This is a genomic window from Patescibacteria group bacterium (genome assembly GCA_024238995.1).
GTDB lineage: Bacteria > Patescibacteriota > Minisyncoccia > Minisyncoccales > JANBVM01 > JANBVL01.
Genome location: JANBVL010000002.1, coordinates 34,121 through 49,690, shown reverse-complemented (window position 1 = coordinate 49,690; position 15,570 = coordinate 34,121). Strand labels below are relative to the sequence as shown.

20 protein-coding genes are annotated in these 15,570 nt (G+C 31.7%); 19 read left to right on the top strand and 1 reads right to left on the bottom strand.

Annotated features, from left to right (window positions below; all coding sequences use genetic code 11):
- The 15 genes from tpiA to rpsI all read left to right on the top strand — a co-directional run bounded on the left by tpiA (position 1) and on the right by rpsI (position 10,612).
- Positions 1–681: a triose-phosphate isomerase gene (tpiA, locus tag KJI70_01070; protein MCP6718124.1), complete on the top strand. Its 681-nt coding sequence runs from the start codon at positions 1–3 to the stop codon at positions 679–681.
- Positions 682–793: 112 nt separating this feature from the next.
- Positions 794–1,303, top strand: coding sequence for a ribonuclease H-like YkuK family protein (locus KJI70_01065; GenBank protein MCP6718123.1), 510 nt, complete (start codon positions 794–796; stop codon positions 1,301–1,303).
- Between the two features lie 2 nt (positions 1,304–1,305).
- Positions 1,306–3,150, top strand: coding sequence for an alanine--tRNA ligase (locus KJI70_01060; GenBank protein MCP6718122.1), 1,845 nt, complete (start codon positions 1,306–1,308; stop codon positions 3,148–3,150).
- A gap of 500 nt (positions 3,151–3,650) precedes the next feature.
- Positions 3,651–4,481: an FTR1 family protein gene (locus KJI70_01055; GenBank protein ID MCP6718121.1), complete on the top strand. Its 831-nt coding sequence runs from the start codon at positions 3,651–3,653 to the stop codon at positions 4,479–4,481.
- 172 nt (positions 4,482–4,653) lie between these two features.
- Positions 4,654–5,082, top strand: coding sequence for a hypothetical protein (locus KJI70_01050; protein ID MCP6718120.1), 429 nt, complete (start codon positions 4,654–4,656; stop codon positions 5,080–5,082).
- A gap of 150 nt (positions 5,083–5,232) precedes the next feature.
- Positions 5,233–6,531: a hypothetical protein gene (locus tag KJI70_01045; protein ID MCP6718119.1), complete on the top strand. Its 1,299-nt coding sequence runs from the start codon at positions 5,233–5,235 to the stop codon at positions 6,529–6,531.
- A 53-nt stretch (positions 6,532–6,584) separates the two neighbouring features.
- Complete coding sequence (infA, locus tag KJI70_01040; GenBank protein ID MCP6718118.1) at positions 6,585–6,803, top strand: translation initiation factor IF-1; 219 nt, start codon at positions 6,585–6,587, stop codon at positions 6,801–6,803.
- Positions 6,804–6,886: 83 nt separating this feature from the next.
- Complete coding sequence (gene rpmJ, locus KJI70_01035; protein ID MCP6718117.1) at positions 6,887–7,003, top strand: 50S ribosomal protein L36; 117 nt, start codon at positions 6,887–6,889, stop codon at positions 7,001–7,003.
- Positions 7,004–7,008: 5 nt separating this feature from the next.
- Positions 7,009–7,398: a 30S ribosomal protein S13 gene (gene rpsM / locus KJI70_01030; protein MCP6718116.1), complete on the top strand. Its 390-nt coding sequence runs from the start codon at positions 7,009–7,011 to the stop codon at positions 7,396–7,398.
- Positions 7,399–7,412: 14 nt separating this feature from the next.
- The gene (gene rpsK, locus KJI70_01025) at positions 7,413–7,865 is read left to right on the top strand and encodes a 30S ribosomal protein S11 (GenBank protein ID MCP6718115.1); all 453 of its coding nucleotides are present in this window, start codon (positions 7,413–7,415) and stop codon (positions 7,863–7,865) included.
- Between the two features lie 2 nt (positions 7,866–7,867).
- Entirely contained in the window at positions 7,868–8,497 is a 630-nt protein-coding gene (gene rpsD, locus KJI70_01020) for a 30S ribosomal protein S4 (protein ID MCP6718114.1), read from the top strand.
- Positions 8,498–8,577: 80 nt separating this feature from the next.
- Positions 8,578–9,369 carry a DNA-directed RNA polymerase subunit alpha gene (locus tag KJI70_01015; GenBank protein ID MCP6718113.1) on the top strand — a complete coding sequence of 264 codons (792 nt, stop codon included), beginning with the start codon at positions 8,578–8,580 and terminating at the stop codon, positions 9,367–9,369.
- Positions 9,338–9,688 (top strand): 50S ribosomal protein L17, encoded by a 351-nt coding sequence (rplQ, locus tag KJI70_01010; protein MCP6718112.1) that lies wholly within the window; start codon positions 9,338–9,340, stop codon positions 9,686–9,688. The genes KJI70_01015 and rplQ overlap by 32 nt, the downstream gene beginning before the upstream one ends.
- A 7-nt stretch (positions 9,689–9,695) precedes the next feature.
- A complete protein-coding gene (rplM, locus tag KJI70_01005; GenBank protein MCP6718111.1) occupies positions 9,696–10,052 on the top strand; it encodes a 50S ribosomal protein L13 in 357 nt (118 codons plus the stop codon).
- Positions 10,053–10,222: 170 nt separating this feature from the next.
- Entirely contained in the window at positions 10,223–10,612 is a 390-nt protein-coding gene (gene rpsI / locus KJI70_01000) for a 30S ribosomal protein S9 (protein MCP6718110.1), read from the top strand.
- Positions 10,613–10,679: 67 nt separating this feature from the next.
- On the opposite strand, the gene KJI70_00995 is transcribed toward rpsI, so the two are convergent.
- Positions 10,680–11,903, bottom strand: coding sequence for a hypothetical protein (locus KJI70_00995; GenBank protein MCP6718109.1), 1,224 nt, complete (start codon positions 11,901–11,903; stop codon positions 10,680–10,682).
- Between the two features lie 143 nt (positions 11,904–12,046).
- On the opposite strand from KJI70_00995, the gene KJI70_00990 reads away from it, so the two are divergent.
- Genes KJI70_00990 through KJI70_00975 form a run of 4 tightly spaced genes read left to right on the top strand, consistent with a single transcriptional unit; the run spans position 12,047 to position 15,567 of the window.
- A complete protein-coding gene (locus tag KJI70_00990; protein MCP6718108.1) occupies positions 12,047–13,051 on the top strand; it encodes a rod shape-determining protein in 1,005 nt (334 codons plus the stop codon).
- A gap of 7 nt (positions 13,052–13,058) precedes the next feature.
- Entirely contained in the window at positions 13,059–13,907 is an 849-nt protein-coding gene (locus tag KJI70_00985) for a hypothetical protein (protein ID MCP6718107.1), read from the top strand.
- Between the two features lie 3 nt (positions 13,908–13,910).
- The gene (locus KJI70_00980; protein ID MCP6718106.1) at positions 13,911–14,486 is read left to right on the top strand and encodes a ribosome recycling factor; all 576 of its coding nucleotides are present in this window, start codon (positions 13,911–13,913) and stop codon (positions 14,484–14,486) included.
- Between the two features lies 1 nt (position 14,487).
- Positions 14,488–15,567, top strand: coding sequence for a site-2 protease family protein (locus KJI70_00975; GenBank protein ID MCP6718105.1), 1,080 nt, complete (start codon positions 14,488–14,490; stop codon positions 15,565–15,567).
- Positions 15,568–15,570: the final 3 nt, after the last annotated feature.

Here is a 15,570-nt window from a genome sequence, read left to right as displayed (position 1 = left end):
ATGAAAAAATTAGTTGTTGCAAATTGGAAATGTAATCCTATAACACTAGCTTTAGCTAAAAAACTTTTTAATTCAGTGAAAAAAGGATTAAAAAATATTAAAAAAACTACAGTAGTATTTTGTCCCCCCTTTGTTTATTTGGAGGAATTATCAAAGCTTAAAAAAGAATTAAAGCTTGGAGCTCAAAACTGTTGTTGGCAGGAAAAAGGCGCTTTTACTGGAGAAGTCTCACCAAAAATGCTCAAAGATTTAGGTTGTGAATATGTTATTTTAGGCCATTCTGAAAGAAGAAAATATGGCTGTGAATCAAACAGTTTAATAAACAAAAGAATTAAATCAGCCATCAAGCAAGGATTAAAACCAATTTTATGCATTGATAGTATTTCCCAAATCAAGCCTTGCTTGAAAGGGGTTTCAAAACAAAATGTGATAATAGCTTATGAGCCTGTTTGGGCAATTGGCACTGGCAAAACACCAAGCTTTAAGCAGGCTATGGCGTTTAATAATAAGGTTAAAAAGGCTTTAGATTCCAAAACAATTATTTTATATGGGGGCAGTGTCAGCGCCAAAAATGTTAAAGGCTTTATTAACCAATCAGGGTTTGATGGAGTGCTTTTAGGAGGGGCATCTTTGCAAGTAAAAGAGTTTGCGAGCATAGTTCAAGCTGTTGAGAATATTTGATTTTTCTTATATATTTCTGCTATAATGCGCAATATTTCAAAGTTCTGACAAACTTATTCAAAATATGATTTTAAAAGGGTAAAAACCCCTTTTTTAAGCACTAAAACAGTTTATGAGTAATATACTTAACGGTCATTTTCATAATCCAAGCATTGGAAATTTAGAATTTAATCAAGTGATTGATGAGATTTTTAATTATATAGATAAAAAGCCAGAATGTTTTTATGATATTATTGTTGGTTGCGACTCTTCTTCTCAAGAACATCCTCAATTTCCAGTTGCAATTGTTGTTTTAAGAGTTGGAGAAGGGGGAAGAATATTTTTGAAAAAAATTAGATATGGTGACAGAAAGTTTTATTCTTTAAAAGAAAGGATTTTAGAAGAAGTTTTAATATCTTGTGAACTCTCTTTGGAACTTAAAGATGCGCTTAATGCGAAAATTCAAGAACTTAAAAAAGATTATAATTACCAATTCCGATATATCCATGCTGATATTGGAGAAAATGGCGATACTAAAAACATGATTAAAGAGGTTGTTGGACTTATTAAAGGCAATGGTTTTGAAGCAAAAATTAAGCCTGAAGCTTATGCGGCTTCAACAGTAGCAGACAGATATACTTAAACATGACCTCAAAAGAAATTAGAGAGAAATATTTGGAATTCTTTAAGTCAAAGGGACATGTCATTATTCCAAGTGCTTCTTTAATTCCAGAAGATTCTACAACTCTTTTTATTGGTTCTGGAATGCAGCCACTTGTTCCGTATTTGCTGGGGAAGAAACATCCTAAAGGAACAAAACTAACAAATTCTCAGAAATGTTTTCGTGCAGAAGACATTGAAGAAGTAGGTGATAATCGTCATACTACTTTTTTTGAAATGCTTGGAAATTGGTCTTTGGGTGATTATTTTAAAAAAGAACAGTTAAGCTGGTACTTTGAGTTTTTAATAAAAGAATTAAAGATTAATCCAGAAAAACTTTATGTTACAGTTTTTCGGGGCAATAAAGATATTGGGATTGATAAAGATTCTGAGTCTGTAGAAATATGGAAAAAGTTATTTAAACAAGTTGATATAGAGGCAGAAGATGTTGATTTCGCTGAAAAAAATGGAATAAAAGATGGTAGGATTTTTTATTATGATGAAACAAAAAACTGGTGGTCTCGTTCTGGTATGCCTAAAAATATGCCAGTAGGCGAGTTAGGTGGGCCTGACAGCGAGGTTTTCTATGATTTAGGTGTTGAACTAAAAAGGCATGAAAATTCTGAGTATAAAGGCAAGGTTTGCCATATCAATTGTGACTGTGGAAGATTCATTGAAATTGGAAATAGTGTTTTTATGGAATATGTTAAAACTGAAAAAGGATTTGAACAATTAGAACAAAAGAATGTTGATTTTGGTGGAGGACTAGAAAGAACAACAATAGTTGTCCAGGGAAAAGACAATGCTTTTGAAACAGATTTATTTATTGACGTTATAAATGAAATTAAAAACCTGTCCGGAGGCAAAGAGTATAGAGATAATGTAAAGTCATTTGAAGTTATTGCTGACCATATTAGAGGCACTGTTTTTTTAGCTTCTGAAGACGTTATACCTTCTAATACAGAAAGAGGTTATATTCTAAGAAGGCTAATAAGAAGAGCAATTAGGTTTGGCAAGCTGATTAGTATGCCTAAAAACTTTTTAATTCCTTTAGCTGAAAAAGTTATTGAAACTTACAAGGATGTTTATACTAAAACAAAATCTGAAGAAAAAAATATTTTAACAATTATTCAGGACGAAGAAGAGAAATTTGGAAAAACTTTAAATCAGGGGTTAAAACAATTTGAAAAAGTGGCTGAAAAAGGTGATGTTTCTGGAATTGATGCCTTTCATTTATATGATACATATGGTTTTCCATTGGAGTTGACTGAAGAGCTTTCTAGAGAAAAGGGATTAAAGGTTGATAAGCCTGGCTTTAAGAAAGCTTTTGAAAAACATCAAGAAGTGTCTCGTGCTGGAGCAGAGAAAAAGTTTGGCGGCATTGGTAAAGAAGCTGGTTATGAAGCTACAAAGCTTCACACTGCTACTCACTTGCTTCATCAGGCCCTAAGAGATGTTTTAGGCGATAGTGTTAAACAAATGGGTTCTGATATTACTCATGAGCGTTTAAGGTTTGATTTTTCTTATTCTAAAAAATTAACTGAAAATGAGATTAAAGAAGTTGAGGGGTTGGTGAATAAAAAAATCAAAGAAGATTCAAAAGTTGAGAAAAAAGAAATGAACTATTCTGACGCAATTAAATCTGGCGCTTTAGCATTTTTTAAAGAAAAATATCCTGACAAAGTTACAGTTTATTCTATTGATAAGTTTTCAAAAGAAATTTGTGCAGGTCCTCATGTTAAAAAAACAGGAGAGTTAGGTAGTTTTAAAATTATTAAAGAAAAATCTGTTGGTGTTGGAATAAGAAGAATAAGGGCAGTTATTGAATAAGTTCGAGTCCTGCCACCGGAGTTTTAAAGCCCGAGTATTAAGTTCAGGTTTTTGATATTGACACAGCTTTCAGATATGATAATTTAGTGAACAGGAGGTCAGAACTAAAATGCCCAACAATAAAGAAACAGAGAAAGATTGTCCAGTATGTAAAGAAAGAACTAAACACAAGGAATGGCGATGGAATCTTAATGCAGAATATTGTACGAAATGTAAAGTAGTTAGGGTTCTTGATTAAGAGTAAATTAAAAACTTATTTCCAAAATTAATTATAGAGATAAATTTATCTCTTTTTTATTGAAAACAGGTCCTAACTTTGTCCAGTCTCTTTGGAGTCAATTTATTCTGTTTTTTGGCAAAGTAGTTATTTTGTAAAGAATGAAATATAATAAGGGAGAGATTAATTGTCAAGTAAATTCCTAATCATATACGTTTGTTTAATAAATTAAGCAAACAGTCGATTAAAAAAGATAAATAAAAATTTAAATATATAATAAAATATGATAGCAGGATTTTTAATTACATTTAGAGAAACTCTGGAGGCTGCTTTAGTAGTAGGGATTGTTTTAGCTTATTTGGTGAGAATAAAACAGCCTAACTATAAAAAATTTGTTTGGTGGGGAGTCTTATTCGGCATTTTAGCTTCTATAGCTGGAGCAATAATATTTACAGCATTGTTTGGGGGTCTAAGCGGAAGAACTGAAGAAATTTTTGAGGGAATTCTTATGTTTGTGGCTGCCGGACTTTTAACTACGATGATTCTCTGGATGATGAAGCAGGGCAAATATGTCGCTCAACATTTAGAAGAACAGGTATCCAGGGAAATAAGCGAGAAACATGCTCTTGGTTTAATGGCTTTGGTTTTTTTCGCGGTTTTAAGAGAAGGAATAGAAACAGTAATATTTTTAGGAGCAGCTAGTCGGTTAGAAGGAACTAGTATTTTTGGACCTTTATTAGGAGTTGGAGTGGCTTTGATAGTTAGTTGGTTATTATTCTGGGGAACCACTAAATTAAGAATTGGAATGTTCTTTAAGGTTACCAGCATCATCCTTATATTTTTTGCTGCTGGACTACTTGCTTATGGAATTCATGAGTTTCAAGAAGCAGGAATAATCCCCATAGCTATAGAGCATGTCTGGGATATAAACTGGCTTATCGATGAAAAGGGTGGTTTGGGTACTATTCTTAAAGCTCTTTTTGGCTATAATGGCAACCCTTCACTTTTAGAAGTGACAGGCTGGTCAGTATATTTGATATCAGTTTTTGGAATTTATAGGAATATTGAAAAATTTTCTCGCTCTGAAAATAAAGAGCTTAATTCGAAGCTTTAAATATTTAATTGATAATTGCCTCTCGTAGACAGGTTTTAACGTTGTTCAGCGCGAGGAGTTGAAAAATTCAAACAAGAAACTGCCTAACAGGCGATTTTTTTGGTAAAATAGAATATGCGAGAAAAGTAAATGGGATTTTTATTAATTTAAATAAAAAATATAATAAAATATTATGACTAAAAAAGGCAATTCTATTATTCGTACAATTTATTTATATATTTTCGCTTTAGTTGGGTTAGCTTTTTTAATCAGTGGAGCAGTTCGTTTTATTGATATGGGACTTAAAGCTTTTATTTTCACAAAAGCTGAAGAACAGGAAAAGTTAAACTTTCGTCAGCCAACTACGTTTTATTCAGTTGAAAAAGTTGAGGGTCTTGAGAATAACGAATCTTTAACTGAAGAAGAAAGAGCGCTTGTTAAAGAGTGGCTGGCAGATTATAAAGTGTGGAAAGAAGATTCATCAAAGGTTAATTATGTTGAAATTCAAAGACAAAGAAATGCTTCTTCAAGTCTAGCAAGTATTTTAGTCGGCCTGCCTTTATATCTTTATCATTGGGGTATCATTAAAGAAGATATAAGGAAACGGGAAAGAAGTGGTTAATTTTGAAAAAACAAAAATCGTCTAATCCTTCAGCTATATTCAGGACAATCAGGCGGTTTTTTTAATTGGCTTATCTTTTTAAAAATGAAAGTTTACAATCTGAAAGATTGAAATCTTTGCAAAAAGCAAAGATTTTTATATAATAATCTAATGTCTAAAAAAATATTTGATATCATACCTCCGGGAAAATTTAAAAAAGATAAAGAATCTCTTTCTGTTAAACAGAAGATTAGAGAGAAAATTATTGGACTTGAAAAAAAAGATAAAGAGCCTGAGATTTTAATAACCAAGAAAAAGGTTAAAAAGAAAAAATTTAAGATAGGACAGATTTTTGCACTTGTTTTTTTAATATCTCTTGTTTTTCTTGCTTTTCAAATATCAAAAGCTGAGATTACAATTTGGCCTGAAACAGAACAAATGAGTTTTGAATCAAAGGTTGTTCTTGATATCCAAGCTGATGAAGTTGATTTAACTTATAAATCAATACCAGCTCAAGTTTTTGAAAGCCAAAAAGTTCTTTATGAAGAATTCTATTCTACTGGGCAAATTCTACAAAAAGCTGAAGGAGCAATAAGGCTTTATAATGAATATTCAGCTAAATCTGAAACATGGCTTGCTGGAACAAGATTTGTATCTTCAGATGGAAAATTATTCAAATCAAAAGACAAGATAATTGTGCCTGGTGCTGAACTTAAAGATGGAAAGCTTATTGCCAGATATGTTGATGTTCCTGTAATTGCTGCTGAGGCAAGTGAAGAATATAATATTGAACCAACTCATTTTTCAATTTATGTTTTTAGAGGAACACCAAGATATACTAAGTTTTATGGTGAATCATTGCAAACAATGACAGGTGGAGGAGAATCTTTACAGGTTACAGAAAAAGACTTGGAAACAGCTGAAGAATCTTTAGTTGAAAAAGCAAAGAGTGCTTGCGAGAAAGATTTAAAGAGTAAAATTCCAGAAAACCAGATTTTTATAGAAGATATTTTAGAAACTGAAATTCTGGAAAAGTTTTCTCTGACAAAGTCAGGATATGCAGTAGAAAAGTTTGATTTTAAAGTGAAAAGCAAGTGTAAAACTATCTTGTTCGAGAAACAAGACATTAAAAATTATGTTAAACAGACTATATTATCAAAGGCTTCTGATCATGATTTATTACATGAGGAAAGTTTAACAATAGATTATACTGTTGAAACTATTGATTTTGATTTAGGTAAAGTAAGTGTTTCATTAGATATCTTTGGCGAAGTATATCAAGACCTTAATCTAAACGCTTTAAAAAAAGAACTAATAGGTAAGTCCTTGGATGGTACAAAACTGTTTTTAGAAAGCCAACCTGAAATTAGCAAGGTTGAAGTTGGATTTTGGCCTTTTTGGGTTAAAAATGTACCCAAAGAGAATGAAAAGATTAATATTGAATATAGCTTTACTAATAGTGCAATTTAAGGTATTTTAGAGTTGACCAAAGCATAAGTATTTGGTAAAGTAATCAATCATAAGTGGAAAAAAATAAAGTAAAAAAATTTGGAGGGATTGTTTTAGAAGCGCTTCCAAGCGCTAGTTTCAAGATAAGGCTGGAAGATGGCAGAGAGATTTTAGGTCATTTAGCAGGCAAGATGAGAATGTATAGAATCAGAATTCTTCCTGGAGATAAAGTGACTGTGGAAATGAGCCCTTATGACGATAAAAGAGGGAGAATTGTTTATAGAAACAGATAATGAAATAAAAAAGAAACTAAGAATCTTCTCGAATGAAAATTCGAGAATGTTTGTCATTTAAATAAATTATTAATAAAAACTAAATGAAAGTAAGATCATCAGTGAAAAAAATTTGTAAGAATTGTAAAACAGTTAAAAGAAGAGGCCGAATTTATGTTACTTGTAAAAAAAATCCAAAACATAAACAACGCCAAGGATAATTATTATGCCAAGAATTGCAGGAATAAATATACCAGAACAAAAAAGAATAGTGATTGCTTTAACCTATATTTACGGAATAGGGCTTTCTTTAAGTAAGAAGATTTTAATAGAAGCTGGTATTGGTGCTTCTGTTCAGGCAAAAGAGCTTAATTCTGATGAAATCAACCGATTAAAACAGATAATTGAAAAAGATTATAAAGTTGAGGGAGAAAAAAGAAGGGAAATAATGATTAACATTAAAAGATTAAAAGAAATTGGTTCTTGGAGAGGATTAAGGCACATCAGAGGATTGCCAGTAAGGGGTCAGAGAACAAGAACAAATACAAGAACAGTCAGAGGAAATGTTAGAAAAACAGTGGGTTCTGGAAGAAAAGTAGCTCCAACACCTAAGTAATTATTTATAAACTCATGGGCAAGAAACGAGTAATCAAAAAAACAAAAGAAGAGCTTTTAAAAGAAAGTGATAAGGTAGAAGCAGCGGTAAGAAAAGACGTTCAAATAAAAACTGCTCAAAGAATCAGAGAAGCTAGGCTTTGTGTTTTTTCATCTTACAATAATACTATTTTAACTTTGACTGAACCTTCAGGAAACGTTCTTTATTGGACATCAGCAGGAAGGATTGGGTTTAAAGGAACAAAAAAAGGCACACCTTTTGCTGCTTCAAAAGTAGCTGGAGCAATGGTTCAAGCAATAATAAAGTTTAAAATAAATAAAATAAGAGTCTTTGTAAAAGGCGTAGGTTCTGGCAGAGAATCAGCTATCAGGAGTTTAGCTGGAAGAGAATTCGAAATACTTTCTATAAAAGATATTACCCCAGTTCCTCATAATGGCTGCAGGCCCAAAAAACCAAGGAGAGTGTAATTATGAAAAGAGCAATTTGTAAAATTTGCAGACGTGCAGGAGAGAAACTTTTTTTAAAAGGGGAGCGTTGTAGTTCGCCTAAATGTTCAATGGTAAGAAGACCTTATGCTCCTGGTCAAAAAGGGAAAAGAAGAAGGAGACCGCCTAGTGAATATGCAAAAGAGCTGAGAGAAAAACAAAAACTTAAAAACTGGTATAATCTTGAAGAGAGGCAATTTAAAAAATATATTAAAGCCTTGTTAACTAAAAGGGGGAAAATAGAGGATACTCCTTTGCTGTTGATTAAGAAATTAGAGTCCCGTTTAGATAATACGATTTTTAGATTAGGCTTTGCACCTTCAAGAAAAGGGGCAAGAAGTTTAGTGTCTCACAGCTTTTTTTTAGTTAATGGAAAAACAATGAATATCCCGTCACATTTATTAAAAAAAGGAGATGTTATATCTTTAAAACCACAAAAATTAAAGAAGAATATTACAAAAGAATTCAGGCAGTTAGTTAAAAAACATAAGGTTCCAAGCTGGTTAAAATTAGATGAACAAAAACTAGAAGGAAAAATAATTGGTGAGCCAACTTTAGAAGAAGTTGTTCCTCCAGTAGATTTATTATCAATATTTGAGTTTTATTCACGTTAACCTTTGGGTTTAGAATTTGAGAACTTGAGGTTTTAGAAAAAATTAATACCTCAGATTCTTAAAAACTAGACTCTAAAAATATGATTTCACTTCCAACAAAACCAAAAATCATTAAAAAACAAAAAAATAAAGCTGTTTTTGAAATAGAAGCTCTTTATCCTGGCTATGGCGTGACAATTGGTAACTCTTTAAGAAGAGTGCTTTTGTCATCTTTAGAAGGAGCTGTAATAACACAAGTAAAATTTAAAAATGTTTCTCATGAATTTTCAACAATTGACGGCATTTTAGAAGATGTTGTAAATATCATGCTTAATTTAAAACAAATGAGATTCAAGATTTTATCAGATGAACCCCAGAAAGGAAATTTAAAAGTAAAAGGTAAAAAAGAAGTAAAAGGTTCAGATTTTAAACTTCCAAGTCAGTTGGAATTAGTTAATAAAGATTGTCATATTGCAACTTTAACTGATAGTAAAGCAAATTTGGAAATGGAAATTCAAGTAGAAAAAGGGATAGGATATATTCCAAGAGAATTAAGGAAAAAAGAAAAGCAAGAAATTGGAACAGTCTCTTTAGATGCAGTCTTTACGCCAATAAGGCAAGTTGCTTTTAGAACAGAGAATATGAGAGTTGGTAAAAGAACAGATTTTGACAGGTTATTTTTAGAAATAGAAACAGACGGATCAATTTCTCCAGAACAGGCATTTTCTCAGGCTTCAGAAGTTTTACTAAAACACTTTGATTTGTTTTCAAATACTTTTGATAAAGAAACAGTTATTGAAAAAGCTAAAGAGCCGGACAAAGGAAAAGCAGTTAAAGCTAAAAAAGCAACAAAAGAAAAAGATGAAAAAAAGAAAAAAAGGAAGAAAACTTAAAAGGAAAAGCAACCAAAGAAAAGCTCTTTTAAAGTCTTTAGCTAGAGAGCTTTTTTTAAGAGAAAAGATTAAAACAACTTTAGCAAAAGCTAAAGAGGTTTCAGTTTTTGCTCAAAAACAGATTACCAAAGGAAAGAAGTCTACCTTAAGTTCAAGAAGGCTTTTGGCTAGATATTTTTCAAAAACATTAGTTAAAAAAATAACTGAAGAAATTGCGCCAAGATATGAAAAAAGAAAAGGAGGCTATACTAGAATTATTAAACTGGGTCCAAGAAAATCAGACGGAGCTAAAATGGCGATAATAGAATTGGTTAAGTAGTTATTTTATGGAAAGAAAAATACATACAATTGATGCTAAGAACAAAGTATTAGGCAGATTAGCAACTAGGATTGCTCTGCTTTTGCGTGGAAAACATAAGCCCGATTTTTTCCCTTATAAAGACATAGGCGATATTGTAGTTATAAAGAATGTTTCAAAAATGAAAATTACTGGCAGGAAGATGGAACAAAAAAAATATTACAGACATTCAGGGTATATGGGTGGATTAAAAACTATTCCCTTAAAAAGACTTTTTAAAGAAAAACCTGATGAGGTTTTAAGGAAAGCTGTATCAGGAATGCTTCCTAAAAACAAATTAAGGTCAGAGCAGTTGAAAAGATTAAGGTTTGAAAAAACTGATTAATTAATATTATGGCAAAAACAAAAGCAAAAACTAAAAAAAAGAAAAAGACTGTTAAAAAGACTGTTAAAAAGACTGTTAAGAAATTGAAAAAAGAAAAAAAAGAAACTAAAAAAACTGCTGTTAAAAAAGAAAAAAAAGAAAAGAAGGAAAAGAAAGAAGAGAAGGAAGACATCAGGTATTACGAAGGAATCGGCAGAAGAAAAACAGCAGTAGCAAGAGTAAGAATTTTCACAAAAGGAGGAAAAGAATTCTCAGTCAATAACAAAACTTTAGAAGAATATTTTTCTACTTTAGAACTTCAAAAAACAGCAGCATCTTCTCTTGAAACAATGAAGTGTCTTGAAAAGTTTAAAGTTTCAGTAATTGTCAGAGGTGGGGGATTAAGCGCTCAAGCAGAGGCAGTTCGTCATGGAGCAGCCCGCGCTTTAATTCTTTTTAATCCTGACTTTAGAAAAAGGCTTAAAAAAGCCGGCTTTTTGAAAAGAGACTCACGCATGAGAGAAAGGAAAAAGCCTGGTTTAAAACGTGCTAGAAGAGCACCACAGTGGAAGAAGAGATAGCATTGGTTTGTTAGACTTATAAAAAAGCTCAAGGTAATCTTGAGCTTTTTGTTTAGAAAATATGAAATTATAAAGTAAATTTCTCAGAAACAAATAGATTTCCTCTATCTAAAAGATAGAGTTTATCTGTTTGATGATCTAAAAATAGTTCTGGGTTTTGAACTGTTGCTATCTCGTAGATATTGATTTTATCGCGATTGTCAATTTCAGTAATTTTTAAAGAATTGCCAATATCAATAATTAAATAATCTGAATTAAGCCAAAAAACATTTTTTATTGATTCTGATAATCTCATTAAAAACATGTCTTCTGCCTTATTAAATCTTGGCTGAATGGTTTGAGCTTTTAAAAAGAAAATCCTGATCTCTGAATCAGAAGAATAGACCATTTTTGTAAGATTGGGTGAAACTTTTAATGATATTATATTTTCAGAGAATTTCTCAAATTCTTTATTTTCTTGATTTAAAAGATAAATAGCTTGGTTTTGTTGTAAGAAAATGAATTCATCGAAAACATATAATTTATATAGGGTTTCTTTTTTTACTTCAAAAGGCTTTTCTGTGAGCTGTTCTTTTGATGACAGTGATTTATTGGTTTTATAAAGATGCCCTGAATCATCAATATAATAAATCTGATTATCGTTTTCTTGATAAACTAAAACATCTTCTATTATTGGCTGGGGCGACTTTACTTGCCTTAAGACAGAAGGGATCTTGTCAATTTGAAGTTCAAAATAAATTATTTGTTCATTTTTAGCAATTTCAAGTAAAAGTGTATTGTTGTCTTTAAATCCTAATTGTTCTAACCCGGCACCAGTTTCGTAAATATCAGTTTCCTTTAAAAGATGGGTTTTTATATTTTTTTCAAAATTATAAAGTTTAAGGCTCCAAAAATCTTTATCTTTTTCTTTTATAATTGCTCTTTTTTTATCTTTTGAAAACCATATATTATTAACATTAGTTGCTAAAAGTTTAAAGCCAGGGTCTTCTGGAATAAGAACTATGCTTCTTATTTCAACAACTTGTTTTTCTTTTATTTCTAAATTCTTTTCCCAAGTACGGTAATCATTTTTCTGAATTTTAACATTATATTTTTTAGGCAGAAGATTTTCAATTAAAGCAGAGCTAAAGAAAAAATCTGTGGTTTGGAAAAACTTTCCATCTAAATAAATATCTGCTTGCTTGGGTTGGATTGTTTTAATGAAAAATCCTCCTGTTTGGGTCAGTTTTTTGTTTTCAAAATCAAACCTATATCCTTGGACATAAAGGGTTAAAATAGGCGCAAATGTCATAAAAATCAAGAAAAAAGCAAAAGATAAAAGTTTTCTGGTCTTTTTTTCCATTTTTAGTATTATATTTTACTCTGATATAAAAGCAAGTTTGCAAAATTTATAGCTTTAACTTATACTAAAATTGAAACTTAAGCTTTTTAAATATGAAAATTGGTATTGATTTAGGAACATGTAATTCAGTTGTTTTTCTTCCTAATAAGGGAGTAGTCTTGCAAGAGCCATCAGTTGTGGCAGTTGCTTTAGCTGAGAATGAAATCATGGCAATTGGCAGGCGTGCCAAAGAAATGATGGGCAGAACTCCTGATAACATTAGGATATACAGGCCTTTAAAAGACGGGGTCATAGCTGATTTTAGGGTTACTCAAGCAATGCTCAGATATTTTATTGATAAAGCAACAGGTAGTTTTAGGTTTTTTAAACCAGAGCTTATGATTGGGGTGCCTGCAGGCATTACTTCAACTGAGAAAAGAGCAGTGATTGAAGCAGGGCTTAATGCAGGAGCAAAAGAGGTTTATTTAGCGAAAGAGCCTATTTTAGCAGCAATTGGAGCTGGTATTCCTATTAACAGTTGTTCTGGGAATATGGTTGTTGATATTGGCGGAGGCACCAGTGAGGCAGCTGTTATTTCTTTGGGAGGTGTAGTGAATTTTACATCAGTGAGAGTTGCTGGTAATAAAATGGATATGGCTATTTCAGATTTTATAAAGAAAAAATATAATTTAGCTATTGGCGAGCAGACTGCAGAAGCAATAAAAATGCAAATTGGAACAGCTCTTTATGATAAAGAAAAAGAAGAAAAAACAATGGAAATTAGGGGGAGGGATATAGTTGCAGGATTGCCTAAAAACATTATTATTTCTTCAAATGATGTTCATGAAGCAATGTCTGATATTCTAATAGAGATTGTTCAGGTGATTAAAACAGTGCTTCGTGATACTCCTCCAGAACTTTCAGCTGATATAATAAATAAAGGCATGATTTTAACAGGAGGAGGAGCGCTTTTAAGAAATCTTCCTCAGTTAATCGAAAAATCAGTTGGCGTACCTGCTGTTTCTGCTGAAGAGCCTTTGCTTTGTGTGGCAAAAGGTACGAGCTCAATGCTTGCAAATTTAGATATGTATAAAAAAAGCATAATGGCTAAAAAATAATTGGTTTATGATTATTGGTCATAAAAAACAACAAGAATTTTTAAAGAAAATAATTGAAAGTACAGAGATTCCTCATGCACTTCTTTTTGCTGGCAGTGAAAAATTGGGAAAAAAGAAAATAGCTTTTGAATTTGTTTCTTCAATTTTTAAAGATGATATTCTGAATCACCCAGACTTTACTTTTATTAGTCCAGAAACAAAGCAAATTCAAATTAAACAAATCAGAGATGTTTGTTGGAGATTATCTTTAAAGCCAGTTAAAGCCCCAGTTTCAGCTGTTATTATTGACCAAGCTCATTTAATGACAAGAGAGGCTCAGAATTGTTTTTTGAAAACTTTAGAAGAACCAAAAAGCAGATCTTTGTTAATTTTAATTACAGAACATTTAAGATTTCTTTTGCCAACAATTATTTCAAGATGCCAAACAGTTAAATTTTACCAAGTTGAAAGTCAAGAAATTAAAAAATATTTGAAGACAAAAAAAATTCAAGAAAAGCGAGCTGAAGATTTAGTCTCTATTTCTTTAGGAAGACCAGGCATGGCAATTGAATATTTAGACAATCTAGAAGTGTTTGAAAAAAGAGAAAAAATAATTAAAAGACTGACAAAAATTATTAAATCACCAATAGCTGTTCGTTTTAACTATGCAAAAGAACTTGCAGAGAACGGTGATTTTAAAGAAACATTGTCTGTCTGGCTTTCTTATTTCAGAAAAAGCTTACTGTCTTGTTCTGACAGATTCTCAATGACAAAAATTAAAAATACCCTTAATTTTATTGAAAAAACAATGTTTTTTTTATCAACAACAAATATTAATCCAAGATTGGCATTAGAGGTGTTAATGATGGAGATTTAATTTATGCCAGAAGAAAAAGTTTCATACAAAGATATTATTGATAATATAAAGCCAGAGCTTGATAAAGCAATTGCTTTTTTAGAAAAAGAACTGCAGAAGATAAGAACTGAGAGGGCTAGTCCTTCTTTAGTGGAAAATATTGAAGTTGATTGTTTTGATCAGAAATTTCCCTTAAAACAACTTGCAACTATCAGTATTCCTCAATCAAGAGAAATTGTGATTCAGCCTTGGGATAAAACATATATAGAGGGCATTGTTAGTGCTTTGGAAAAAAACAGCAGTATTGGCGCAGCTCCAGTTGTTGATAAAGACATAATCAGGATTCGTTTGCCGTCGATGAGTGAAGAATTTAGAAAAGATTTAACCCGTTTTGTTTCTGAAAAACAAGAGATTGTCAGAAAAACGATAAGAAGGTGGAGAGATGAAGCTTGGGGTGAAATTCAAGAATCAGAAAGAGATGGTAAAATTAGTGAAGATGATAAGTTCAAAGGAAAAGATGAGCTTCAAGATTTAGTAGATGAATATAATGAGAAAGTTGAAAAATTAGTAGAAAAAAAGAAAAAAGAAATAGAAAATTAAAATGCTGTTAACTATTATCATTGCTTTTTTTAGTCTTATTGGTTTAATGGTTCTTCATGAATTCGGGCATTTTATAGTGGCTAAAAAGTTTGGTGTTAAAGTAGAGGAGTTTGGAATAGGATATCCTCCGAGAATATTTGCAAAAAAAATAGGGGAGACTGTTTACTCTTTAAATCTTATACCGTTCGGCGCTTTTGTAAGATTGCCTGGAGAAATAGAGAAAACAAGTGAGCCAAATAGTTTTTCAAACCAGCCAATTAAAAAAAGAGCTTTAATAATACTGGGCGGGGTTTTAGCTTTTTGGATTATTGCAGCAGTTATTTTTAGTATTGTTTTTAATTTAGGTGCTCCTGTGGCAGTTAGTGATAGTGAAAATAATAATTTAATAAATCCTAAGGTTCAAATTGTTGGGGTGGCAAAAGATTCGCCAGCTGATATCGCAGGATTAGAAGTTGGTGACACAATAAAAGAACTGTCTTTTTCAACTGATGTTTTGGCTCCAGGAAAAACAAAACAAGTTCAGGATTTTACAACCGTGTATTCAGGAAAAGAAATTAAATTAAAGATTGAAAGAGGAAAAGAATTCTTTGAAACAACTCTTACTCCCAGAGTGTCTCCGCCCCAAGGAGAAGGCGCTATGGGAATAGCTTTGGCTAGAGTAGGAATTGTTAAGTATCCTTGGTATTTAGCTCCCTGGCAAGGCATTGTTGCCACTTCAAACCTGACAATAGGGATTGTCAATGGCTATTTTAATGCTATTAAAAATGTTTTTACTGGTCAGCCTTCAGGGGTTCAAATGACGGGACCTATTGGGGTATTTCATATGTTAAGCCAAGCCCAGGAAATGGGGATTAATTATTACTTGAACTTTTTAGCCATGATTTCAATTTACTTAGCTGTTTTTAACCTAATGCCAATCCCAGCCGTTGATGGTGGGAAGCTGGTGTTTTTAGCTATTGAAGCAGTAAGGAAAAAGCCTGTTCCCGAAAAGATAGAAGCAAATATTACAGCAGCGTTTTTTATGCTGCTGATAATTTTAATGATTTTTGTGACAATCAATGATATATCGCGGATATTTTAAAAT